We start from the raw sequence: 25406 nt of genomic DNA on the forward strand, positions 1-25406 counted from the left end.
CTAAGAGGTAGCAGACCATTTGGCCGAGAAGCGTTCTACAGTCTCTCCGTGCTCAGCTTGGGCGTCGAGCCAGGGAGTGTCCCTCATTCCTTGTCCTTGCCTAGAAGTTTTCTAGTCTTGCTGTTCATCCAGTGCGACTGCGAGCAAGCCGGGCAAGCAAAGCCTTGAAAGGTGTTCTCTGTCGCGCAGTCCGTATCATCGATCAATTCCTGGACGATCGTGTTGGTGGTCGGCCAAGCAAAAGGGGAAGGCGCGCATATTGCAGCCCCACGGCAGAAACACGCGGGATGAGCTGATCGTGGAGCGAGCCGACTCGGGCTGTTCAAGCACGCGCCGCCTGCTCGAATGCGCCAAAAGGGGCGTGAGCTTAGAGGCGCGCCATCGAAATGGATCGCTGGCTTTATCGGGTTTGAACGCCGCGTAGCGCTCAATCAAGGTGCCGAGATCAATCTTCGATCGCTCGCGTGTCTAAACTTCCACATCATTTCCGTTCCAAGGCGATCACATGAGGTTTCCAATGCTCGTTCGTCGTGTGTTAAAGGGCTTGTTGCCTGCATCGGCGTCGGCCCTGGGCAATCGTCGGGCCTGCATCTCGAGCATGCCCAGCTCGCGGAGCTAGCGGCAGCTCTCTTGCTGCCGCAATCAGCCGCTATCCATGCCGCGCCCTCGTCCCGGACTACTCGTTGTCTTCTAGTCTGCTTTCGTTCAAGGACGGGCGCGTCCGTCCGACGATGGCATGACGTGCATTCGGACATGGTGGTAAGCGCACCATGATGACGGCTTTTGGCGCAGTCCCGTCACAATTGGCTCCCCGCACATATACGCTCTTCCAGGATCGCCATTCTTGAAGCCAACAATTGCCCGACATTGGCCCTCACAATGGTCGACGAGCAACACCGTGTTGGATCCATCGGGTCTTCTCACATCACCGCTCCAGGATAGCGCATCAATCTCGCAGCGGCTCGTTGGCACTTGGCGCTCGCAATCGTATTTCGAAGTCTCCAATGCTGGATTGGTCCTTCTTACATCTGTGCAATCGTGACCTCATGCGACTTGGCGATTTGCGTAGACAGAACAGGACCAGCGTCCCTTCGTACTCAGCGCGATTCCTCAGCCGCTTTGGCAGAACACCCCTCATCACACGCGATCGGCTTGCTCCGCTTTTGTCCACAGGAATTCTAGGGCGACTGAAGATTGGAGCCACCTAGCAGGGGCACTCTACAATCCGACGCTACGTACGATTCAATCCCCTGCGGGGGTTATTGCGGGAATATCTCACGCCAGGAGCCAGCCTCGACGGGAGGAGGGCGGGAGGCGCTGCGCCAAAGCGGCTGGCTTTCGCTATTCGTCCTCCGCGGAATTGCGCAGCCAGGGTCAGCCCAAGTGTGCCGGCATAGCCACGCCGCGGCGGTGAGGCTGCTGCTCGTGGCAACGAGCGACCACGCGTGTCAATGAAATTCTTGTAAGGTGCATGGAATAGGACCGCGCTCGCCGGCCGAATCAAGCGTCCATGGCGAGGATGCGCTGTGGGATCTGTGCGAATTGGCGCCTCGTCTATCCGGCCGAGCTCTCCCGCTACACTGTCTGGGCGGGGCTGTTTCCCGGGATTTCTCGGGGCTGGCGCCGCTGGGCAGAATGGGAAACGAGATCCATTGGCAGCGGTTATTCTGGTCAATGAGTGCAATTTCCGTCAAGGCACTAAGCAGTGACTTTGCCGTTCCAGACAAACTTTGGACGATGGACCTCGAAAGGCGCCGTCAGGTGCAGGCCGCGTCAGGTCAACGATCATTGCGGCTTCGATTCATGTGGGGGTCGTCATGCGTTGGAAGACGGCGCCGATCGGCGCTCCTCCCCATTCATCTTGAGGCGCGAGCGACTGTTAGGCCGGCATTCTCCAGTGCATCCAAGATCCTATCAGCAACCACCCGGGGATCGCGCCGGTCCTCTATGCTCACGCTACAGGCCAAGGTAGCTGCCATGATCGCGTGAGCCGTTTTGCGCTGGAGGCTGTTGTACTCGGCATACTCGCCGCAAGTGTTGCAGGTGATCACTGGTCGGCCGGTCCAGGGATCGTGCATTGCGATCTCGCACCAGTTATCTCTGTGACATTTCTGGCAGAGCATAAATAGAGAGTTCCCTGTGGTTTGAGCTCGCGCTACATGGTCGTCAGTTGAACGACTGCTTGGCATCCAAAGCTGCAGAAGCCACTGCACTCTGGAGGCGCTGTTGCCGTCCCGAAAAACACGATGGACGCGGGCTCGGAAGCAATCCGCCAGAAAGGGCTGCGGCGTGAGCGAACACTTGATGCATCTCCGCCGAGAGCGGCGGCGATGACGCCGCCTCCGTGCTCTTCTGGAAACGCCGTTGAACGCATAGCGCCGAGCATCTGCAGAGATCTGCCGCGGCCGTTCAATGTACCATTCGACATAGTGCCGCCGGTCAAAACCTCGCTACTCACTACGCGTGGGTCATTGCCTCGATGGCTGAAAGTACGACCAGAAATCCGCCCCGCTGAACGAGGTTGCGAGCCCATCTCGTCGCCTATCACGATCACCTCGCGCCTAAAAGTGTGGTGCCGTTGGTCGCGCCGCATGCTCGCGTGATCCTGCATTGAGTTATCGTCCTTTGGAGCAGCGCAGCCCTTCGTGCCTTACGAGCGGTGTGCAGCCGTGTTCCGTTTGCTTCAAAACGCCGCATGACATGGTGTTCGTCGTCGGTCGCCTAGCGCTGTCCAATTGCGTATAGCCGCAGCGGCTCGACGACAGATCGCCACTTCGGGCCACTTGGCTAACCCATTCGCCAAGTATGCGAACTCTTGCTCGGTGAAACGCGCAGTCCCGGTGAGGCGGCGCAGGACCTCCTGGGAGATCACGACTGCGACTTCGCGAGAGGTGACCTCTTTCGGCCAGTGACTGAACGCACGCATGAGCTGAGCAAGCTCCTGCTCGCTAAAATCACAAACCTGGAAAGTGCGGCGAAGAATCTCCTGCGCGATGGCTACCGTCGCATGGCGAGAGATCTCCTCTTGTCGCCATTTGCTGAAGCCGTTGGCGAGAATCGCCAGTGCTCGACGCGTAAAATGAGAAAGCCGGTCGGAACGGCAGGCCCGAGAAAGGACCTCGTGCGCGATCGCAGTCTTAGCTTCGCGCAGCGGAACTTCCGTTGGCCATTTGCTGAAGCCGTTCAACAGAATAGCCAGTCCTTGCTGCGTAAAATCATAGAGCTGACCGGCCCGTCGGGCACGGTAAACGACCTCCCGGGCGAGCGCAGCCGTCGCGTCGCGAAGAGACAGCTGTTGTGGCCACTTGCTGAACCCATTTACGAGGTTCGCCAGTGCCTGTTCAGTAATGCAGGAGACGCCGTCGACGCGGTCACAGCGGGCGAGCACTTCACTGGCAATTTCAATTGTGGCTTGGCGGCAGCTCGGGTCCTGCCGCCATTTGCTGAAGCCGTTTACCAGCACCCCGAGTTCCTGGTAACGAAAATAAGAGAGGCGCTCGGCACCGCGAGCGTGACGGATGACTTCATCCGCGATCGCGACGCTCGCCGCGAGACAGGCAACCTCCGCCGTCCATTTGCTGAAGCCGTTTACCAGGCTCGCCAACTCATGGTGATCGACGGAAAGCCCGCGACGAACGAGTTCTCCTGCAATCTTGGCGGTGGCTTGCCGAGGCGCGAGCTCGCCCGGCCACCTGCTGAATCCGTTTACGAGCTTAGCCAGACGCTGCTGACTGAAATCGGAGAGCTGATCGCAGCGGCGGAGAAGTTCGTTGCTGATCGCGATCGCTGCCTTGCGACAACTGGAATCTTCCGGCCGCTTGCTAAAGACGCTGATCAGATTCGCCAGCTGTTCCTGGGTAAAATCGGAGAGCCGATCGCTTCGGCGCACAAGCTCATCTGCGATCATCACAACTACCGTGTGAAAGCGTTCCTCTCCTAGCCATTTTCCGACGCCGTTCACGAGCATTGATAGATGTCGCGGGGTGAGCGCTGAGAGGCGATCATCCGAACGCGTACGGCAAGAAATCTCAGTCGCCATCCTGAGAGCGGCTTCACGAACCGCCGGTTGATCCGGCCACTTGCTAAGGCCGCTTATAAGCAATGATAGGTGCTGGCCGGTTAGGTCCTGGAGCGGCTCGCTCTTGTCGCGGCAAACTTCAGCAATTCTGATCATGCCATCGCGGCAGTCGGAAGACGCAGGATGGCGGCCAAATGAACACGCAAAGAGCGAAAGTGATGTGAAGTCGACTTGTTCCATCAGTGCGTCATTAAGGCGGGAGAGCTGAGCCGCTAGAGCTTTGGAAACATCGGTACCTGCCTGACCGCCAGACTGCCGGCTGAGCGCATCACATATTGTGGCGTATTTCGATGCTAGCTTGAGGCGGATGTCTTCCTCAAATCGTGGAACAAATGCGATCTTGAACGCAGTCGCGGCCTTTCGCAGGAAGCGTGCGCGATTTGATCTCGTGAGTTGCTTGGAATCGTCGAAAAGTGAAACTGAGAATGCGCGAACGTCCTGACAACGGCAAGCGTGGCTGATCGTTGCGAGAAGCTCATCGAGTGTGGCCATCGTTCGATTTGGTGGCTCTGAGTGCTCCGCGCGAACGTGCTGCTCCAAGCGGTGCCGGTCGAGTGAGACTGCTTGTCCAGGGCGCGTCATCTGACAACCCTTCCCTGGCCAGGATCTCGAACTGCAATCGGACCGCGACATTGCTCACGCAAGCTGACTGGAGTTCGGACAGGTAGCGCTGGCGCCCTCACCCCGAAATATCTGCTGCACAGGCCAAGTGCGTCCCGTCTGCAAGCCGTCGCTCCCAAGCCATCGGCAGGCGATCGTGGACGCTCGCCCGCAAGAAGACCCTACAATCTGACGCTGCGTCCGATTCAAGCCATTTATGTCGAGAGCCGCGCATTTCGCGCAGAATTCTGCGTGAACGGCCGGTGAAGCCAAATCTCGTCCATCATGCTCCGTTCGCGTGGCCTTTCCAATCGGCCTTCAGTCGAGGGATTGCAGTGAAGCTTACTCGCCGCGCTTACGTCTCTTGCCAGCGGCTTGTCGCATGTCGGACATTAACAAAGCGAGTGGCAGCGCTAACGGCAAATGAGGTGCTTTTGCGAAAGCCAGCCTACGGGATCTTACGTAGGGCCAGTGTCGCATTTTCTTGATCTAAACATTGCATCCTCGTTTGCATGAAGCAGAAAAATCTATTCTCAGACGCCAAACATTGGCGAGGCCGTGCGGAAGCGACCCGACTAAAAGCGGAGTCGATCGAGGACGACACATCTAGATGCAGGCTCCTCAAGGTCGCTGAGGAATATGACAAGCTGGCTCGCCTCGCGGAGGGGCGGAAAAGAAGCGAGCTTGACGGGCAGTTCTGATCGCTACCGGAGCGAACTGTGACTGCGGCCACCGAAGTCTCGCCGTGTTGGAGCTCGAGGCCCTCTAGGGCTGAACTGCGAAACTTCGTCACGCGTTCCCTGGCCGTGGATCCATTGTGACCGGCCACATATATGACGCATTGACGGTGTCAGGCGGTGAGCCGGCTAACCGCTCGACATGAAAAGGACTGAGATGAAAGCCCACCGTCAGATCGGCGCAAGAGCAAAGCCTCTCGTTGACGAGCTGGCGATACATTGGCGTCGCTTTGCATTCTGAAAGCCGATGACGTTTGTTTGGTGCCAAACTAGCCGGTTCGCCGGATCATGCCGCGCCAAATGGCCTCCGCCGCCATTGTTGCTCTGAGGCATTTCAGTCGGTTCTGGCATCAAGCACGGTTAGCCCAACGCCATACCTTGCGGACTTGTTTAGGCGAAGGGGCGGCAGCAGCTCCTGCAGGCCCGGCTCGCCGCGACAACCATCGTAGATGTCTGTGCCGATTGTCTGCATGAGGCAAGTTCGCAACGAAGGCACGAATGACGAGAAAATCCAAGGAAAGATCAGATGTCGAAAGATAAACTGCAGGAGAAACTCTCCGCTGGACGATCCGGACAAAGCCGATGTTCGTCTTCCAACTAAGTTCGGTGCAGATGGTCCGCAGTAGTTGGGATTGCCCATGCCGGCGCGGCGGCCGGTCGATGTATGAGTCGGACAACACGCGTGGTGCCGGATTCGGTCAAAAGAGGGAGGAGGTGTGAGGAAGCAAATTGTAGAAAGGCTCGAAGCGGGACGCGTGCGCGATGGCCAGTTCGCCACCGCACCCGGATCTGGTCCTTCCGGTCTCTTCTTCGTGCAGGGGCCTTGTGGCTGTCAGCTCAAGATCATCGGCTTCGTTCGTCCGGGATGGGAGCATGTCTCTGTGTCGACGCCACGGCGATCTCCAAATTGGGAGGAGATGTGTCTCGCCAAAGATCTGTTTTGGCATCAGGAGGAATGCGTGATGCAGCTGCATCCTCCTCAGTCACAGTATGTGAACAACAGTCGCTATTGCCTGCATCTCTGGAGGCCGACCCGTCAGGTCATTCCGATGCCTCCGTCAGCCTTCGTGGGCATCGTCGGGCTGGGGCCGTCTGATGCGGCAATTCTGTTTGCGCAGATGAGTGCCATGTCTTAACGGATCCGGCCGCATCGATGCCAAGTCGAGCGGCGGCACGTAATCGAGAGCGCAGTGGCGCTGGAGCCTAGGCGGCCACAGGCCCGCCAAGGGCCCGCGGGCACCACTCTGCGCACCAAAGGCCGCTGCGCTTCTCAAAGCGGCAAGGCACGCCGCAGAATCGGCTTGTCTATTGTACGCAATGTGACGCGCATAACAACGCCAGCGAGGAATCGGCCAGGTGACGAATTAGAGCGGATCGGTCGATCCGGTACACATTGCGGGCGGCCAAATCCTCGCATCAGTAAAGGACCTACGGGGCGCAACTACGTACGCATCGGCTAGTGACCTGGGTGAGGCGCGTCGGGCAGCGTTGTTGCGCGTGCCTCGATGCTGCGATGAAATCCTGGAAGGCGGGCCGGCTATTAGCCTGATATGCGCGCGATGGCCCGCGCAACTCGGCGATATTTCTCCTTCAATAGCGGGCAAGAGTGTAGTTTCCGGAGCTGCGCATGTGGGTGTTTGTATCCACTGGACTGAAGGCGGCTCGCTTGATGGATCGGTCTGACGTGGTCGCCGCCGCGCAACGGGCCAAGGCCGCCGGGGCGACCCGCTTCTGCGTGGCCGCGCCTGGCGCAATCCAAAGGACCCGACCTCGATCAGGTCTGCGATATGATTGCCGCCGTTAAAGATTGTGGCATGGAGACGTGCGTAATGCTCGGCATGCTCACGCCAAAGCACGCCGCACGGCTCGCCGACGCCGGCCCCGATTTCTACAATCACAACGTGGACACCTCGCCTGAGTTCTACCGCAGCATCATCACGACCCGGACCTTGCAAGAGCGAATCGACACTCTTACGCCCGTGCGCCAGGCGGGCATCAAGATCTGCTGCGGCGGAATTATTGGCATCGGTGACCACGTCGAGCAGCGTTTCGGCATGCTGCTACTGCTCGCCAATCTTCCGAACCATCCGGAAAGCATCCGGATCAAGCTCTGGAACGAGGTGAATGGCGTGCCGGTGAGGTTCACGGCGGAGCGTCCGGATCCGATTGCACCGGTGCGCCTGGTGGCGACCGCGCGGAGCATGATGCCCAACGGCGTCATACGGTTGGCCGCCGGGCGTCAGTACATGACTGATGAACTCCAGGCCCTATGCTTCTTGGCTGGTGCGAATTCCATCTTTGTCGGCGATGTGTTGCTGACGACCAAAAATCCGCAAGTTGACCGGGATGCAAGTGTGCTAGCCCGGCTCGGTATTATGTCTGACCCGCTTAAGTCATCCAGAACAATGGGCGTGCCGCGCGCAAGCCATCAGCGTAGGTAAAGAAATGCAGATTGTCCTGATGAAGGGAACGATATCATTGCGCCTCGGTCACTGAATCCGACCTGCACTATGAAGGCTCGATCTCGATTGATCGCGCGCTGCTGGACGCGGCCGGTACCCGATTAACGTTCGCGTCGAACTGTACAACCTCGAGACGGGAACACGCTTTGCAACGTTTGTGACAGAAGCGCCACAAGGGTCCGGCACCGTAGACGTAAACGGTGCGGCGGCGCGACTGGCGATGCCCGCAGATAAGACAAGTATCGTTGCATACGCGTCACTTGACGAGGAGGATGCGAGCATCGTCAGGCCGCGCATTGTGCCGGTTGATCGAGAAAATCCCATCCTGCAAGTTTGAACCCAACAAGCAAACGCGGGAAGACCCTGTCCGGCCAGTTGGGAGTTTTTGCGCCGTCCGTCGTTGCTCAGCGAGTGATGAATGAATTCCGTCATTGCGGGTATGTTGCTGTGCTGACAAGGCTGTCGCAACAAGACGACCTGCTCGTCCTTGATTCGCTGGTTCACGCCAGTATTCATGAAGGAGCGCGAACGGGCCGAGCAGCGTTTCGAATCAGTGCCCATAACAATCCGCAGGCTATCGAAAGCGCAATTTGCGACTGGCGCCCCGCCGCAGGAGCCGGGCGGGTCTGGATCGTAGTCGAGAGCCTCTACAGCATGGATGGCGAAGTCGCCCCGCTTGGAGACCTGCTCGGGATCGCGCACCTGCACGATTCGTTCATGGTTGTCGACGAAGCTCATGCAACGGGCGTTTACGGCGAGCAAGGGCGAGGGCTCACGGCGGCCTATGAAGGACGCGAGAATCTCCTCGTTGTTCATACCTGCGGTAAGGCGCTGGGAACTTCCGGCGCGCTTGTCACCGCCTCTGGCGTGCTGCGCACGATCAATCGCTGTCGCCCGTTCATCTTCGCGACCGCTCGGTCGCTGGTGATGGCGGTGGCCTTGCGGGAGTCTCTGTTGATCCTGTAGGAGGAGCCGGAGCGAAGAACGGCTGACGAAGCTGGTCGCGTTCACGCATCGGGAGATGGCTGTGCGAGGCGAGAGAGGTCCTGCGAATTCGCAGATCCTGCCCCATATCGTTGGCGAGAATCGTTTTGAAGGGGAGACCGATAGCCAGCTGGTCGCACGGCTGAGCGGTCTTCCGGCCGATCGGATCGTTCCGGAGCGTTACCGCCTTAAAATACCCGCTTCCCCGCATCATTCGGCCGAGATAGACGGAATTCGCATCGACCCCGGATTCGCTCACCGGGCCGCAGGCGGGGGAGCGACCGCTCGTCATCGAAGGCGCCGGCGGGCTGATGGTGCCGCTGAACCGTAGCCCACTCTACATCGACATCTTCGAGGGGGGGCGGCTTCCCGTCGTGCTCCGCGCCCGCACGCTACTCGGGACCATCAATCACTCCCTGCTGCCGATTGAGGCATTGCGAAAGCGCCAGATCGACATTCTTGGGATCGCATTATCGGGGGAAAGAAATGCTGAAACTGAAAGCGCAATTTGTAACATCGCGCGGGTGCGTTGGTTAGGCCGGCTGCCCTGGATTTCTCCTCTAACGGCAGACAGCCTACGGGTCGTCTTCAAAGACTCGCTCATTTCCAGCGACTTCCAGCCATGAAGCCAAACAACCGGTGGCCAATCTGGCATCCATTCGCGCAGCATGCGCTTCACAAGAGATGACCAAGGTTGTGCGTAGCGACGGTGCTTATCTCCACACTGCGGATGATCATCGAATCATAGATGCAGTCGCATCCTGGTGGGGTCGTCACTCACGGCCATTGCCATCCGCAGATCGTGAGCGCGATTCACGAGCAGGCCGGCAAATTGAAGCGAGTCATTTTCGCCGGCTACACGCATGATCCGGCCGAGGAGGTCGCTCGGCTCCTTTTGAAACTCGTACCCCAAGGCTTGGACCATGTGTTCTACTCGGACAGTGGCTCAGCCGCTTGAAGTCGCCCTTGAACATAGGAATTTTCGATGCTCATTACTCGAAAGACCGTACACGCACATTCCTTCGCTCGAGTTCGTCCACGGCAAATCCGCTGGCCTGTGCCGCCGCCAAGGCTAACCTGGAACTGTGGAAAGACAAGTCAGACGCATTGCTGCGCTCGCAACCATGCAAGAGCAGGCAATTGAACCATTCCGCGGCGATCCGCGCTTTGCAAACGTTCGCCGTAGCGGCACCGTCACAGTGCACTCGATCTGAAGACGAAGGATACCGGCCATTCGCAGGCGTCGGCCCGAAGCTTCACGCCTTCTTTAAAGTGCGCAATCTCTTGCTGCGCCCACTCGGTAATACGATCTATGTGATGCCGCCATATTGTGTAACACCAGGAGACCTGCACGAAATATATGCGGGCGTCTATGACGCTGCCGATGCGCTGGCCTGAAGACGCGTGCGGCTCCGCAAGACTAGGGAGTCTGAGTTGTCGTCGGCTTCCGGAACGAGTTGAGAGTGAGTGCCTTGCCATAAGGTGCCGAAATGGACGATGGTTACTCGCATGTTAGGTTACTCTATGCCGACCGGCTCGGCCGGTGGACGCCGACGCCGCCCGATCGGGCTTCGAACCCTATTCCGGCGGCAGCACAAGGCGATGCGATCGCAACATCCTGCCGTACTCGGACGATCAAATGCATACAGCTAGTTCATTGCGGGTTTGGCTCGCGGGAGACCTGACCGCGGTGGCATTCCAAGCACGAGCTGAGACAGATATGGAACGCCGCGAACAGTCGAGCGGACCACTAGCGCGATCGCAACAATTGCGGCCCCGAGCAGACCCGCGATGATCAACCGGGTCGTAAGATCCCAAAGTTCTCCGAGCTGTATGAAATCCATTAGACGGAACACGGTACCCTGGACAAGGTAGAGCAGCAGCGTGGTCTGGCCCAACTCCATAGCTATAAAGCGGGCGATTCGGGTTGAGTGACTAAAGCGCCAGCATTGCAGCAAGAGTTCGATGGCGATTGCTGAGGCAGCTGCAGCGCCAACAAACATCAGAAGCACGTCTTTGGCCGACCGAAAATCGTGAATCAGTCCAAGATTATTGTAGACATAAGTGTCCTTGCCCCAGGCTAGAAAACATACGCAAGTCAAGACCGAGAGAAATAAAATCAAGAGCGGCTTGTGACATCGCGATGTAGTCGTCCATCGTTCGTTCGATTGAGCAAACAAGAATCCCAAGCAGAAGAACGGGTAAGTGAACCTGATCAAGGGTGATATGGAGAACGTCAGAGGAGCGAGTGCAATCAGTATCGCTGAGCCAGATATGACCAACGATCGGTGGCTCAGCCTGGTGAGTATCTTGATGAGAAGGTAAGAAACAAACGTGGCCCAGATGAACCAGTATGTGCCAGCAAGATCGACTACAAATTCCAAAAGTCCGGTAGTTAGGCTGGTCGCGCGCCACAATGCCGCTGACTTAGCTGTCTCCATGAGCGCCCACCAAAACAGCATGGGCAGTAAGAGCTGCGTCGCACGGGCGATGGCGGCCTGAGTGAACGACTTCTGCAGCAACGATCGAGAAGAAAGATAGCCGCTTATGGCCATAAAGAGTGGCATGTGAAACATATAGATTGCTTTGTAGTACGGCGAATACCAAAAGCCGCCGTCTCGATAGATGACATACTGGATCAGGTGCCCAACGATTACCAAGACAATGAGCGCACCTTTCGCGAAATCTAAGCTCAGATCTCGATCGCTTGCCCCGGTCGTGCGCGAGCTCGGGGCCATTATTCCAGTCACCCGTTGCAATCTATCAAACATCTAGATATCTGTTGTTGATGAGCCGAAGGCCCGTTGTCCGCTTCTTCTGCCTCATTTTTGGTTCAGACGAAAGGTGATGGTGGGAGTTTTCGGAAGGGCAATAAACTCAACTGGTTAGGCCTTGAGGAACTAGCCGTGGGCCGAGCGTCTCTGTACGCCTCAGCAAACTGTGCGGCAGAGAGCCGATATTTGGTTTGAGATGCTGGGCTAGCAGTGCGGGCACGGCATACTAGTTGCAGACGCGGCTCTGGGAGTAAGACTGTCGCACTCAGTCTCCCACTCAGCCCGACGCATCTCGGACCCGGCAGATGCGTCGGGCTTCTTCGGTTCGCCCAGCATAGTCGACATTTGGTCCCGTCGACGCCGGGGTGATCAAGCTAACGGGGCGTCTGATAGCTGAACTCGATCACGCCAACTTGGGGCTATGGCATCGGGCTGCGGGGCACACGGATATCGGTGCTCCGAGTTGTGGAGCAAAAGCCGAGGACCAACGCTTTTTGAATTGAGCTGCTCGTTCGGCTTCGTGCAACTCACGCCTGAACCGCGCTTGCCGTGACGACTTTTGTTGAAAGCCGCCGCCGCAGTGATTGCTGCCGCATTTATAGTGTAAACGGCTCGGCTGGATTGCAGCTGCGGAATGTCTACGGTCCTGACAAAGTCCGCACCGGTGTGATGGACACGTGCTCATCAAGGCCAGGCGTGAAACGGGCTGCGCGTGTGGAGTACCATCTCTAGCTGAAGCTCGTCGCTTATGTGCATCCGGGGGAGGCCTGGTTGATCGTACTTGGGCGGATGACCAACTGCGTTCGAGCAACATGACCTAATGCTCAAGGAGGCCAGATCTAACGCAGGAGTGCGTGAAAGAGCACGGTCAGATGCGCGTGCGCGACGTCGCCGAGGCAGGCTTCTCGATCAATATCAGCTGAGCTTGGCCTGGGGATGAGGCGGTAGATCGCAGCGGCGGGCGGACTCTCCTCACTTGTGGTCTGGCTTAGATGCGATCGTCATTCAATAACTCTTCGCGCAGCACTTTGAAGGCCTACTACACCATTCGACTCCCCTCCGCCAACGAGGTCGCCTTTGGCGGACCTAGGGGGCTCCACACTCGCGTGTTGCGGACCAAGCAGGGAGCAAGGCGTTCTTCGCGCACCAGGGACTCAGCGGATCACAAACAGCGCTGGCGTTCAGGCGTTAGCTCCACATTATTGCCTCACAACCCCTGACCGTTTCGGCGCGAAGCAAGGACCCACGCCAGTGTCGTTGGCGGCGGTGCTGTCGCTAGGACCAGTGTCTCTCGTGTGCCGGCAAGTTAGCTTGGTCGGGCCAACTTCAAGGTTTCAGTCAATGACTCCTCGAATATATCGAGCCCTTGTTCCAACGTTTCTTCGGCGATCGTAAGTGCAGGCAAGAACTTGACAACCTGATCCGTCGGTCCGCATCGCTCGATAATCAATCCCTTCACAAATGCTCTCCGTGACGTCGCCTCTGCGATCTCGCTCGTTTTGCAATCGAAGCCGCATACCATGCCGCGTCCACGAACGGCAAACTCGTTTCCGTGCTGATGCGCGATAGCATCGAGTCGACGCCGCATAAATGCACCCAAGCGTTGGATCTGTTGCGAGAACGTCTGGTTGCGCCAATACAGATCCAATGCCGCCTTGCCAGAAACGAGTGCAAGGTTGTTTCCGCGAAATGTTCCCGTATGCTCGCCTGGTTCCCATGCGTCGATCGCTTCCTTGATCAAGAGCATCGACAATGGCAAGCCGTAACCACTGAGCGATTTCGACATCACGACAATGTCTGGCGACAACGCAGCGAACTCGAAGCTGAAGAACTCACCTGTGCGACCACAGGCCATTTGGATATCGTCGACTATGAAAATAGCTCCGACCTCTTTTGCCAAAGCCTGCATTGACTGCAGCCATTCCTTGCCGGCGACGTTAATGCCTCCCTCTCCTTGCACGGTTTCGACGAGAATGGCGGCTGGAAGATCAGTACCACTGCTCTCGTCCATTAACACCTTTCGAACGTAATCCGCCGGACTGTACGAGGAGCCAAGATACCCATCATAGGGCATGAAAGTTGTGCCGGATAAGGGAATCCCGCTGGCTTTACGGTAAAAGCGGTTACCGCTCGCGGCTGTGGCTCCCAAGCTTTGGCCGTGATATCCGTTCGTGAAAGAAATGACGTTGTGACGCCCTGTGATTTTACGCGAGAGCTTTAGAGCTGCTTCAACGGCGTTAGCTCCTGTAGGCCCGGTGAATTGAAAGCGATAGGAAAGATTCCGTTCCCGAAGAATAACAGAGCTAAAGGTCTCCATGAATTCGATTTTTGCTGGAGTGGCCATGTCCAAGCCGTGGACGACCCCGTCCGACTCCAGATAGTCGCTGATTGCTGCTTTGATCTGCTGATTGTTGTGGCCATAGTTTAGCGTTCCAGCGCCAGACAGAAAGTCTATGACCTTTCGGCCGCCCTCTGTGAACATAATTGAACCGCGCGCCCCATTGAAGACAGCAGGAAAGGAACGTGAGTACGCACGCACATTGGACTCTAGCGTTTCAATTGTCTTCATTCGGCTCCCCTGTGTACTCCAACCATGCGGTCGTCGCGTCGACCAGACAATCTGCCCGATGAAACAACGCGGGCCAACATCGTGCAGGACTGGCAGGCCATGACCGCGGGTTCCGCGCCTCTCGGCATCGTTTGGGTTGCGCGTAGCGCATCTAAAAATCAGCTCCAACGGGTTACCTGAGAACCAGGCGGAACAAAGCTACCATCTCTAGTAGCTTCGTCCCCATCCAGCGACGGCCCCCGTGTTAAGTCATCTTTCGCGAACAGGTTTACCTAGCCGCGCGGGAAGACGTTGCGCATGCGTGCGGTACCTTGCGTCAGGATACCGCGAGCCGGAAGCGACATGCTCAGGCCACGGTCTCAGGGGCTAGAAGGACACGCCCGCCGCCCGACCGGTTTTGGCCTTGCGCTTGGTCGACACAATCGCCGGGCAGTCGTCGGCGTGGATGGATTCGGCAGCAAAGGCATGGCTTGAGATCGAATCTGCCAGCGGCACTTGTGTTGCCATTCCAACGGATGCGTAAGCTTCCGGTGCTTCAGTCCGAAGAGTTGCTGGGATCGAACCGAATTTAGCGGATCTGGCGGTGCAAACCGTTCGATCCGCCAACATTCGATCTGCCAACATACGTCTTTGCGGCTTCTCGGAATTCCGCAGCGAACGTCTGACAAACTCCGTGATGTTGGCCGCGATCGCCGCCTCCTTTTCCCCCAAACTCGGCGGCCGGATCCGTGGCACTTTCGCGCCGAACTCAGCAATGGTTGTCGCACTCAAGATCGCGCGCTCCTGCGTTCAATGTCGTCCCGGCCTAGTGCGCACTTGCGCACGGGGGCCGGGACCAGTACTCCGAGCGCGGAATTGTCGTGCGAAAGGGTCACTCCGAGTCTTTGCCAAACCACGTTCGGTGGTTATGGGTCCCGGCCTTCGCCGGGACGACCTCGGAGATTGCGGCCGCAGCCCGCTAGATCACGTCTGCCAACATCACACCGCAAATCTCCTAGACCTGCTCCGCCTTGGCAAACCGATCATCCAGCGCGTAACCGGCGCCGCGGACGGTGCGGATCGGGTCCTGCTCGCGGCCGAGATTAACGCGACGAGCGCTTCGGCCTCGTCGGATTACGCGATCATACGGGAGGCATGTTGTCAGGGGCCCGGACTAGCAAGTGCTTCAACCAGACGTCGAAAGTGCGACAACAGCGACAGGAGTGCGGCTACATCAAAAGGTGATGGTCGCCACTGGCGCGGGGTAAGCACGAGCAATCGCGCGTTGATCGACATCGTGAGCGCCGCGCGGGCGCGGCTTGGTCCAGATTGCTTGCCCCGCTTTCAGGCGTTTGTTCCGGGACGGTGCTCGCGGAGTACTTCATCGACGCAGGCCATCAACTCCAGAGCGGGAAACGGTTTAGCGAAAAAGCCGGTCACGCCGGCGCTCAAAGCGCGGGCTCGCGTGCGATCATCCGCGAAGGCAGTAATCAAAATGAATGGCGCAGCGTGGCCTTGGGCCCGCATCTGTTCTAAAAGTTCAAAGCCGCTCATCGTGGGCATCTGCACGTCTGCAATTACACAGGACGTGCTGTTCAATTGAGACGACTCCAGGAATTCCTCGGCCGAAGCAAACGTATGAACGATGTGGCCCTGTGATTTCAAGAGGTTGTTCAGCGCGACACGAATTGAAGGATCATCGTCGACAACGGAAATAGTGTTAGACAAGACCACCCGTCCTGGTTGGGCGAAGGCACTGGCCGAAGCATGGCGGCCAGCTGAAGGGTGCGCGTGTACGAAGAAATTGTAAAATCATACTTAGGTTTGTACTCTGAAACGGTCAGTCCCAATTCCCAGCCTCTCCGCCATTCTAATCAAATCGGCTAGTGATCGAGCACCCATCTTCTTCATCACGTGCCCCCGGTAGATTTTGACTGTAATCTCGGCAAGCCCGAGTTCCGCGGCTACCTGTTTGTTCAAGAGGCCCGTGGCGACCAGTCTCAAGACATCCTGCTCTCGTGGACTTAGAGCCTCGAACAAGGACTGCAGCTTCGTGACAACCTTGTCTATAGCTCGTCTCTTGCGATCCTGTTCGATCGCTGCGACCACTCCATCGAGCAGTTCCTGATCGCGAAACGGCTTGCCGAGAAAATCGATTGCTCCATTCTTCATCGCTTTGACGGTCATCGGAATATCGCCATGAGCGGTGATGAAAATAATGGGAATGTGAACCTTCAGTTTGGCTAATTCAATCTGGAGCTCCAGCCCGCTCAAGCCCGGCAGTCTGATATCAAGCACAAGGCAGCTGGGAACATCAGGAAGCTCGCTCTGGAGCAGTTCTTGGGCCGATCCGAAAGCAACAACGTCTAGACCGATCGAACGAAATAGGTTGACGAGCGATTCGCGCATTGAGAGGTCGTCGTCGACGACCAACACGCTCGGTCTCACCTCCGGCCCTTCGACAGTTGCGGCTTGCTTCCGCGGTTCAGAGCGCGTGGTCACGATAAAAGCCTCACTTTTGCAATCGTGGTAGAAGTTCCGTGGAGCCACGACCAAAGGTTGCTCGTGGCGGCCTTCTCAGGAGCTTTCGCGCAGTGCAAATCTCTGAGATCTTCCAGGTATGCGAACGGCCAGCCGTTTGCGTGCGTAAGACATTATCACGAAAGTCTAGCAAAAAGGGCCCGAGTGGTCGAGAACTGGCTTCCGTCTGTCCGCCATCCCGTTGGAACGGCCCGGCGGCATTGATCAAATCAATCAGCAGCCAAGTTGAGGCGCTCGCTAGCTGGCGGCGGATGCCGCTTGGCATCCCCGTTCAGGCGCATGAGGCGTCGGCGGACTCTCGTTAAGCGGCCGGATCAAAATGCCCGCCGCCTGGGTAGCTGCACGCGGGGGCGCGAGCTGAGCGAATTGGGGCCAATGTGCCTGTGCATGCGCCGATCCCGCCGGCGTTGTTGAGATCGGCATGAGGCGTAGACTATCGCACCCGCAGTAAAGAAAATGGACATCAGAACGAGTAGCAGCGGCATCAGCACATAAATTCTTTTTTTGCGTCGTCAGAGCGCCTGTGAGTTGCGTCTTTAGCGAGCTTGGGAAAGCACCTTGCATCGGTTTCGTACAACCTGACGCATGGTGCGATTCAAGTCCTTTCGGTCGTGCTTTGTAGGAAATGTAATCATCTCGAGCTGCGGGGGCGCCCACGTTCGTGCGTCCTGCCGATTGCTTCGCTGCTCGTATCCGAGGATGATGTGTGTAATTCAAATGGAGAGGGCGCATTCGCGGGATTGGCGGGCACCATAGGTGCGTATCGAGCACGCTGATTCGAAGCTTAGCTCCTCAATGCCGCAGTATAGGGCTGAAACTGGCTCGAGCGGTCCGCTTGGAGCAGCCGCCAACCGCCCACTAGCTCATCAATCTTCCGACGCAACTCATTAAGGCGGCCCGGCGCACTCCTTTGAGAAGAAGTGTGCCGGGTTCGCCCCACATCGCCAGTACATCCGTGGTGATGGTGTCCCAGATGATGCGACCCGCGTGGCAAAACTGAGACTCGTTTAGCAGCCAAAGTAGATGGTGACTCCCTGCTACTTCACACAGACGGGAAAGGCTTGAATCGTACGTAGGGTCACGTTGTACATGTCTTGTAGATTGATCGAGTTAGCATCTCTCGAGCCGACTAGGTGGAGTTCGTAGTTGGCAAGTTAGATCTGTCGCAGCGCGACTGGGACGAGAAGGCGTTCCGCTGTTCTCCAGTGGCCGGGATCTCCAGTCGGAGGGTTTCGGAAGCTTCATGCGGTGTTTGGAGTCGTCCGTTGGCCTGCGTCCTAGCCCCGGGTGGTCGAGCGTGAACGAGATCGTCTTAACGGCCCACTGTCATGCTGACATTGCGGGGTTGTTCGCCAATCCAAGGCTGGTGGCCGGCCTTGGTCAAGGCAAGGAACACGTCGTTCAGGATCGCAGCCGTCTCCGTTCGAAAGGGCTATCGAAGAAGGGATCGCTGGAACCCAGCTTGTAAGGAGCGTTGCTGGGTTTTAGGCAGCGCACCCATCTTCGTCGAGGAGATGACGGATCAAAGTATGTGCCGATCCGAGATTGCCCACAAAGCGAACCTTGTGCTCTCCTCATCCGAAGCCGGTGAACGCGCATTGCAGAACACCATTCGTCGGCGCAATCGACTTTCAGTACGATCCGTCCTGGCTTGCCTGGGAGCATGCGCTGCCCGTGTCGCTATTTCTGCTCTGCGTGAGGGACCGCTATATCGGTGCCGCTGTCGTCGCCGTTTCCGACAATCTCCTGCCCGACAGCATGCCCATCCGCCATCGTATGGCGGAGCGAGTCCACGCTCAGGGCATCGACGCTTACGACCTACTCACTGGTGTCGGACGGGACTGCGTCGGCCCATTGCAATTCCTGCCGGACGGCATCGAACCCGGGCGCTGCCGGGGCTGTTGACGGCAGACCCGTTGACGACGAGAATCGCCCGGCTTCTCGGCGACCTTTGCATCGGCTCTCCTTGAGCTTGGTGAGGACGAGGACTTTCGGATCTCGATCGCCGGCGCCCAGGAAAAGACCGCGCTCTTGTTCTGGAAAGGGCGTTGGTACAATCCGCTGGCGACTACAGCCACGACGCACATTCTCAAACCGCGGATTGACCGACTACCGAACGGCCTCAATCTTTCCTACAGCGTCGAGAATGAGTTCTTCTGCCAGCTGACAGCAGCTCTCGGACTTCCGAGCGCCGCCATCGCGATCGAGGAGTTTGAAGGCAACCGTGTGCTCGTGGTTGAGAGGTTCGATCGCCGCTGGACCGGCGACAACCGTCCCCTACATTTGCCTCAAGAGGATTGCTGCCAGGCTTTGTCCGTGCCGCCGCCTTGAAATACGAATCAGAGGGCGGCCCAGTATTCCAGCTATCTTTAACCTTTTCGTGGCAACCCAGCGGCACCACGCAGTTTCGGGCGCTCCAGCCGGGCGAGTTGTTCCTCTTCAAAGTAGACGTGCCAAACAACTTCATTGTTAGTGGCGGCATTTTCGGCCACACGTCAATCGAGCCGCTGTCCTTGGCGTGGGAAGCCTTTGGCTTGAGTCGCTCTATCGCGAAGGACTCCTTCCGCGCCGGCGCGCTGCGTAGTCCGGAGCCGCCGCCCGGGCTCGAGCTGCGCGCAGGGCTGCGCTCGATCGACACGATCGGGCTCTAACATACAGCTTGCGTCCGTTATATTGTGCTTGCTGCGGGCTCTCTTTGGCGGCCATGATCCGGACCCTGCAGCGAATTTTGTGAAGTTCCTTCACAATGGCGCCTCTTATGTGTCAGATTTGGCGCGCGTCTTCTTAGTCTGGTCAGGCAAATGCCGCGCGCCCCTCCCAGCCGAAATGTGTTCGGCTCAAATCTCGACAACGACATCCAGCCCCTGTGGAGGGACGGAGGTCGTGTGTTCTGCCGTGCGTGGCGGCAAATCAACGGCAGCAAGGCTGTCGTGCTTCTCGTGCGGCCCACCGGGGAACACCCCGCCACGATCGAGTGCCTCGCCCACGAGTATGAGCTGAGAGAGGAGCTAGATGAGGCATGGGCGGTGCGGCCTCTGGAACTCATCCGGGAAGCTGGTCGTACCATGCTGGTCCTGGAGGATCCATGCGGCGAGCCGCTGCTAAACTTAGTTGGAGTCGGCATGGAGCCTCAGCGCTTCCTGCGCCTTGCTATTGGTGTCACGAGGTCCGTGGGCAAGCTCCACCGCCGCGGCTTAATCCACAAGGACCTGAAACCCGGTCACATTCTGGTCAATTGTCCTGACGAACAAGTGCGACTCACCGGATTCGGGCTGGCGTCCCGGCTTTCCCGCGAGCGGGTGCCGCTTGAGCCTGCCGAGTTCATCGCCGGCTCGCTGCCCTACATGGCGCCCGAGCAGACCGGACGAATGAATCGCTCGGTCGACTCTCGCAGTGATCTCTATTCACTTGGGGTGATATTCTACCAGATGCTGACCGGCGCGCTGCCGTTCACGGGCTCAGACCCGTTGGAGTGGATTCATTGTCATATTGCAAGAAAAGCAACACCGCCCCTCGAGAAATCGCAAAATGTCCCTGAGCCAATCTCTCAAATTGCGATGAAACTCCTCGCGAAAACCGCCGAGGAACGCTACCAGACTGCCGCTGGCCTTGAACACGATCTGCAACACTGTCTGGCAGCATGGGCCAACCATGGTCGCATCGAGCCTTTTGAACTTGGCGCAGACGACACACCTGATCGGTTGATCGTCCCCGAGAAGCTCTATGGGAGAGCCCGCGAGATCGAGACCTTGCTTGGCTCTTTCGATCGAGCGGTGAAGAGCGGCGCGCCGAGGTTGGTGCTGGTTGCCGGTTATTCCGGCATCGGTAAGTCTTCGCTCGTCCAGGAGCTACACAAAGTACTCGTGCCCTATCGCGGGCTCTTGGTATCAGGCAAATTCGACCAAGTGAAGCGCGATGTGCCATATGCGACACTAGTGCAGACCTTTCAGAGCCTTGTGCGTCCTCTTCTCAGCAAAAGTGAGGGCGAACTCGCGACTTGGCGGCAGGCGTTCCGGGAGGCGCTCGGTGGGAATGGACGGCTGATGGTCGAATTGATCCCCGATTTGAGCCTTGTTATCGGCGAGCAGCCCGCGGTTGCTGAGCTTCCAGCCCGCCAAGCGCAAATCCGTTTCCAGCTCGTGTTTCGTCGCTTTATTGGCGTGTTCGCCCGGCGAACCCATCCATTGGTGCTCTTCCTCGATGATTTGCAGTGGTATGACGCCGCAACACTCGACCTGATCGAGGATCTGCTGACCCAGCCGGATCTGCACCTGCTGCTTATTGGAGCTTACCGCAGCAACGAAGTTGATGCAGATCATCCGCTCAAACGCAAGCTCGAGTCCATCGGGAGAGCCGGCCTAAATCTACAGGAGATCACGCTATCGCCGCTCAGCGCAGACGACGTCGGGCAGTTGGTCGCGCATACCCTTCGCTGCGGACCAAAACGCGCTGCCCCGCTTGCGAAGTTGGTGCATCAGAAGACGATGGGCAATCCGTTCTTCGCCGTTCAATTCTTGTCTGAACTAGCCGGAGAGCAGCTGTTGACGTTCGATCACGTGTCGGCGCGCTGGCGTTGGGATCTGCAGCGAATTCACGCAAAAGCGTACACCGAGAACGTCGTCGATCTGATGCTCGGCAAGCTCATCCGGCTGCCCAAGGAAACGCAGGAAGCGCTGCAACAGCTGGCCTGTTTCGGCAACATCGCCGGGACGGCGGAGCTTGCGATTGTGCTCGAAATTCCAGAGGAGCAAGTGCACGCGACCGTGTGGCCGGCAATCCGGCAGGAACTGATCGTGCGGCATGGGACAGCCTACCGCTTTGTCCACGATCGCGTTCAAGAGGCGGCCTACTTGCTGATGCCGGAATCCTCGCGCGCTCCTTCCCATCTGCGGATCGGTCGGATGCTCGCGGCACACATCCCTGCGCACAAACGCGAAGAGGCCATCTTCGACATTGTCAGTCAGCTCAATCGAGGCGTCGCGCTCATCGCTTCCGGTCAGGAGCGAGAGCAGCTCGCCGAGTTGAACTTGATCGCAGGGCAGCGTGCCAAGGCCTCGGCGGCCTACGCCTCGGCGCTAGCATATTTCACCGTCGGTGCTGCGCTGCTCGCGCCCAATTTTTGGCAAAGGCGCCGCGAGCTCGCGTTCGCACTCGAGACCAGCCGGGCCGAATGCGAATTCTTGGTAGGCCAGCTGGAGATTGCAGAGCGTCTCTTGTCCGCACTGTCGAAGCGAGCTTTGAACGGGCCACAACGAGCAACGGTCGCATGTTTGCGGGTCGATATTTACTTGACGCTGGGTCAGCACGGCCGGGCAGTGCTCATAGGTCTCGAATATCTTCGCGACGTCGGGATCGAGTGGTCGCAGCGTCCGACGGACCATGAAATGCTGGCCGAATATCAGCGGATGTGGTCACAGCTGCCCGACGCAATCGAGGATCTTGCTGGTTTGCCTCGAATGACAGACCAGGCCAAGCTTGCCACGCTCGCCGTGTTGACGCGGATTCTTCCGGCTGCAGGTTTCACAGACGCCAATTTATCCGCTTTAGTGATCTGCCGAGCGGTCAGCATCAGCCTCGAATACGGCAACACTGATGCTTCCTGCGCCCATTACGCATGGTTAGGCCGAATCTCGGCCGGACGCTTCGGTGACTACCAAGCGGCCGATAAATTTGGTCGTCTTGCTTGCGATCTGGCTGATCGCGGCGAGTTCTCTCGTTTTCGGGCTCACGTCTATTTGGCCGTCGGAGCCACCGTGATCCCGTGGATGAAGCCGCTTAGAGACGGCCGAGTTTTGATCCGGCGAGCCCTCGAAGCCGCGGTCAGTAGCGGTGATGTCATCTATGAGGCGTACAGTTCGGTCCATCTAACCGGAAGTATGATGATGGCCGGAGATCACCTGAAAGAGGTACAGAACGAGTTAGAGAAAAGCGCTGCTACGATCCGGAACAGAAAGGTACAATTTGCTGCTGAGGCGGTAGCCGCTCAGCTCGCAATCGTCAGAACCATGCGCGGCCTCACGCGCTCGCTCGGTTGCTTCGACGACCAACAATTTGACGAGCTAGACGTTGAACGATCGTTGGCAGGAAGTCCGGAGTCACCTAGCGAAACCGTTTACTGGATCCGCAAACTTCAGGCGCGCTTCCTATCCGGCGATTATGCTGCGGCTGTTGAGGCTCGCTCGAAGGCCGAGCCCAAACTATGGACCATACCAACAGAGCCCTTGACCGCGGAGTTTCACTTTTATGGTGCGCTGTCCCACTCGTGTTATTGCGACAGGCTGGGCGAAGGCGAACAACAGCCACACCGAGATGTCATTGATGCTCATTACAGGCAACTGCAGACATGGGCGACGAATTGCCCCGACAACTTCGAGAATCGGGCTGCCTTGGTCGGCGCTGAAATTGCGAGGTTAGAATGCCGGGATGCAGACGCAATGCGACTGTACGAACACTCAATCCAAACCGCAGGACGTAACGGTTTCCCCCACCACGAGGGGATCGCTTGTGAACTTGCAGCGCGCTTTTATGCTGCACGCGGTTTTGCCAGGATCTCCCGGGTTTACCTGCAGGACGCGCGGCGCGGCTACCTTCGTTGGGGAGCGGATGGTAAGGTGCGTCAACTCGAGGAGCTGCATCCGCATCTCATGCATCAGGAGCCCCCGCTTGCCGTGAATGGCATGACGATCGGAGCTCCGGTTGAGCAACTTGATCTGGCGACGGTGATCAAAGTGTCGCAGGCGATTTCCGGCGAGATTGTGCTTCAGAAGCTAATTGACAAGCTTATGCGGACTACCATTGAGCAGGCCGGCGCCGAAAGAGGTGTGTTGATTCTGCTGCATGGCGACGAGCCACGGATCGAAGCGGAAGGCAAAACGGTAGCAGATGCGCTCGTTATAAAGGTGGATGAACAGCCCGTAACTCCGATGGCTCTTCCCGAATCCGTGCTGCATTTCGTGCTACGTGTCCGCGAAAACGTGGTTCTCGAAGACGCTGTCGTCCAGCCTTCATTTGCCGAAGATCCTTATATCCGCGAGCGCAAAGCGCGTTCTATTCTTTGCCTGCCACTCATCACGCAGGGCAAGCTGATCGGCGTACTTTATCTGGAGAATAATCTCGCCCCGCGCATATTCTCGGCTGCCCGAACATCAATGCAGAAAATGCTTGCCTCTCAAGCTGCAACAGCGCTCGAAAACAGCCGGTTGTACAGCGAAGTTCAGCAACGGGAGGCGAAAATCCGGCGCTTGCTCGACGCTAACATCATCGGAATCTTTATCATTCACGAAGGGGGCGAGATCATCGAAGCAAATCAAGCCTTCCTCACGATGGTTGGATACGAGCAAAAAGATCTCCTCGCAGGCCGAGTGAACGGTCTCGATCTGACGCCTCCAGAATGGCACGAGCGCACAATGGATGCTCACACAGAAGCAAAAAGGACCGGAGCTGTTCAGCAGTTCGAGAAAGAGTATGTTCGGAAGGATGGCAGTCGCGTGCCAGTGCTCGTTGGCCTCGCCGTGTTCGATGCGCGAGAGGACCAAGGTGTTGGCTTCGTCCTGGACCTGACAGAACGAAAGAGAGCGGAAGCGGAGGCCCGCGAAAGCGAACGGCGCTATCGCGAGACTCTGATGGGCCTTGCACATGCCAATCGGATCACGACAATGGGACATCTGGCCGCCTCGATCGCGCATGAGGTGAACCAGCCGATTGCCGCGATCAGCAGTAATGCGGGGGCGGGGCTAAATTGGCTCGGTGCTCAACCGCCAAATCTGGAAGAGGTTCGGCAGACCTTCGGTTTGATTGTTCGTGACAGTATGCGCGCAGGAAACGTGATCCGTCGGATCCGCGCTCTTATGAACAAAGCGCCCATGCAAACCGAGCTTCTTGCAATTGACGAATTGATCTTAGAGGTGTTGGCCCTAGTCCGCGCGGAACTTGCACAAAATGACGTGTGGGTGCAAACCCGAAGGCCTGAGGCTTTGCCGCTCGTTCGGGCAGATCGCGTTCAGGTACGGCAGGTGATTCTCAATCTGATCACGAATGCCATCGAGGCTATGAGCGAGATCAACGAAGGCGAACGCGAATTACTGATCACGACGCGCACAGATGGCTCGAATAATGTATTGGTCAGCTTTCGGGATACAGGTCCAGGACTCGATCCAAACAGCGCAGACCGTATGTTCGAGGCGTTCTACACCACCAAGTCAGAAGGCATGGGCATGGGGCTGGCCATTTGCCATTCCATTATTGAGGCGCATGGGGGCCGGATCTGGGCGGGCGCCAATGATCCTCACGGGGCCTTCTTTCAGTTCAGCATACCCGTTGCGCCGGAGGGCGTCGAGCAGGCGAAACAGGTCTCTTGGACGTCTTAGGCCGAATTCGAGGTCGAGCAGGTGGTCCGGGAGCCCCGATCATTGTGACAGAAGTGAGCTGCGCGACCTTGCAAATGTGAGACATTCGCGTTTCTTGCTGCCCGTCGGGAGTGTGCGCGACCGCAGATTGTCGTGAAGTGTCAGAGAGTCTGCAATCTGACCGCAATGTCAGATTCCAGACGCTTGGAGGGCTCCTTGCAAATCTCTTGAGACTTGCACGCCATAAAAGCTGGAGTTGGCCTAGCGGCTTGGGCGTTCGCGGTGCCGCTCGCGGACGCCGCGCGTTCCTGTGCTGTGTAAAGCACCTGCCGCGAGC

General features: G+C 57.8%; 12 protein-coding genes and 4 pseudogenes. 10 read left to right on the top strand and 6 right to left on the bottom strand.

Annotated features, from left to right (window positions below):
- Positions 1-2683 precede the first annotated feature (2683 nt).
- Positions 2684-4570: a hypothetical protein gene (locus BRA1253DRAFT_RS41915; RefSeq protein WP_245285979.1), complete on the bottom strand. Its 1887-nt coding sequence runs from the start codon at positions 4568-4570 to the stop codon at positions 2684-2686.
- A 1561-nt stretch (positions 4571-6131) separates the two neighbouring features.
- Here BRA1253DRAFT_RS41915 and BRA1253DRAFT_RS42990 point away from each other — a divergent pair.
- From BRA1253DRAFT_RS42990 to BRA1253DRAFT_RS41925, 6 genes and pseudogenes are all read left to right on the top strand, one after another.
- Complete coding sequence (locus tag BRA1253DRAFT_RS42990; protein WP_035994108.1) at positions 6132-6551, top strand: hypothetical protein; 420 nt, start codon at positions 6132-6134, stop codon at positions 6549-6551.
- Positions 6552-7060: 509 nt separating this feature from the next.
- Positions 7061-7856 (top strand): annotated as a pseudogene (bioB, locus tag BRA1253DRAFT_RS28590) (biotin synthase BioB); the annotation flags it as partial.
- Between the two features lie 4 nt (positions 7857-7860).
- Positions 7861-8214, top strand: a pseudogene (locus tag BRA1253DRAFT_RS41920) (aspartate 1-decarboxylase).
- Between the two features lie 77 nt (positions 8215-8291).
- The gene (locus BRA1253DRAFT_RS28595; RefSeq protein ID WP_198288342.1) at positions 8292-8843 is read left to right on the top strand and encodes an aminotransferase class I/II-fold pyridoxal phosphate-dependent enzyme; all 552 of its coding nucleotides are present in this window, start codon (positions 8292-8294) and stop codon (positions 8841-8843) included.
- A 127-nt stretch (positions 8844-8970) separates the two neighbouring features.
- Positions 8971-9487, top strand: a pseudogene (gene bioD / locus BRA1253DRAFT_RS44600) (ATP-dependent dethiobiotin synthetase BioD); the annotation flags it as partial.
- Positions 9484-10259 (top strand): annotated as a pseudogene (locus BRA1253DRAFT_RS41925) (aminotransferase class III-fold pyridoxal phosphate-dependent enzyme). The pseudogenes bioD and BRA1253DRAFT_RS41925, both read left to right, overlap by 4 nt.
- A 251-nt stretch (positions 10260-10510) precedes the next feature.
- On the opposite strand, the gene nolL reads toward BRA1253DRAFT_RS41925, so the two are convergent.
- The 5 genes from nolL to BRA1253DRAFT_RS28625 all read right to left on the bottom strand — a co-directional run bounded on the left by nolL (position 10511) and on the right by BRA1253DRAFT_RS28625 (position 16685).
- Positions 10511-11632, bottom strand: coding sequence for a nodulation factor fucose acetyltransferase NolL (gene nolL / locus BRA1253DRAFT_RS28610; protein WP_371261339.1), 1122 nt, complete (start codon positions 11630-11632; stop codon positions 10511-10513).
- A gap of 1309 nt (positions 11633-12941) precedes the next feature.
- Positions 12942-14204, bottom strand: a complete 1263-nt coding sequence (gene ectB, locus BRA1253DRAFT_RS28615) for a diaminobutyrate--2-oxoglutarate transaminase (RefSeq protein WP_007600140.1) — start codon at positions 14202-14204, stop codon at positions 12942-12944.
- Between the two features lie 366 nt (positions 14205-14570).
- Positions 14571-14975 carry a hypothetical protein gene (locus tag BRA1253DRAFT_RS43800; RefSeq protein WP_157158632.1) on the bottom strand — a complete coding sequence of 135 codons (405 nt, stop codon included), beginning with the start codon at positions 14973-14975 and terminating at the stop codon, positions 14571-14573.
- A 552-nt stretch (positions 14976-15527) separates the two neighbouring features.
- Positions 15528-15917, bottom strand: coding sequence for a response regulator transcription factor (locus tag BRA1253DRAFT_RS28620; RefSeq protein ID WP_007600141.1), 390 nt, complete (start codon positions 15915-15917; stop codon positions 15528-15530).
- 84 nt (positions 15918-16001) lie between these two features.
- Positions 16002-16685, bottom strand: a complete 684-nt coding sequence (locus BRA1253DRAFT_RS28625; protein ID WP_007600142.1) for a response regulator transcription factor — start codon at positions 16683-16685, stop codon at positions 16002-16004.
- 1713 nt (positions 16686-18398) lie between these two features.
- Between BRA1253DRAFT_RS28625 and BRA1253DRAFT_RS45430 the strand changes: the two genes are divergently transcribed.
- The 4 genes from BRA1253DRAFT_RS45430 to BRA1253DRAFT_RS28635 all read left to right on the top strand — a co-directional run bounded on the left by BRA1253DRAFT_RS45430 (position 18399) and on the right by BRA1253DRAFT_RS28635 (position 25090).
- Positions 18399-18629: a HipA N-terminal domain-containing protein gene (locus BRA1253DRAFT_RS45430; protein WP_245286097.1), complete on the top strand. Its 231-nt coding sequence runs from the start codon at positions 18399-18401 to the stop codon at positions 18627-18629.
- A 126-nt stretch (positions 18630-18755) separates the two neighbouring features.
- Entirely contained in the window at positions 18756-19055 is a 300-nt protein-coding gene (locus BRA1253DRAFT_RS45435) for a HipA domain-containing protein (protein ID WP_245285980.1), read from the top strand.
- Positions 19052-19375 carry a hypothetical protein gene (locus BRA1253DRAFT_RS45440; protein ID WP_007600143.1) on the top strand — a complete coding sequence of 108 codons (324 nt, stop codon included), beginning with the start codon at positions 19052-19054 and terminating at the stop codon, positions 19373-19375. The genes BRA1253DRAFT_RS45435 and BRA1253DRAFT_RS45440 overlap by 4 nt, the downstream gene beginning before the upstream one ends.
- A 150-nt stretch (positions 19376-19525) precedes the next feature.
- A complete protein-coding gene (locus tag BRA1253DRAFT_RS28635) occupies positions 19526-25090 on the top strand; it encodes a trifunctional serine/threonine-protein kinase/ATP-binding protein/sensor histidine kinase (protein WP_007600145.1) in 5565 nt (1854 codons plus the stop codon).
- Positions 25091-25406 lie beyond the last annotated feature (316 nt).

It is taken from the genome of Bradyrhizobium sp. WSM1253, assembly GCF_000244935.1.
In the GTDB taxonomy this organism is placed as follows: Bacteria; Pseudomonadota; Alphaproteobacteria; order Rhizobiales; family Xanthobacteraceae; genus Bradyrhizobium; species Bradyrhizobium canariense.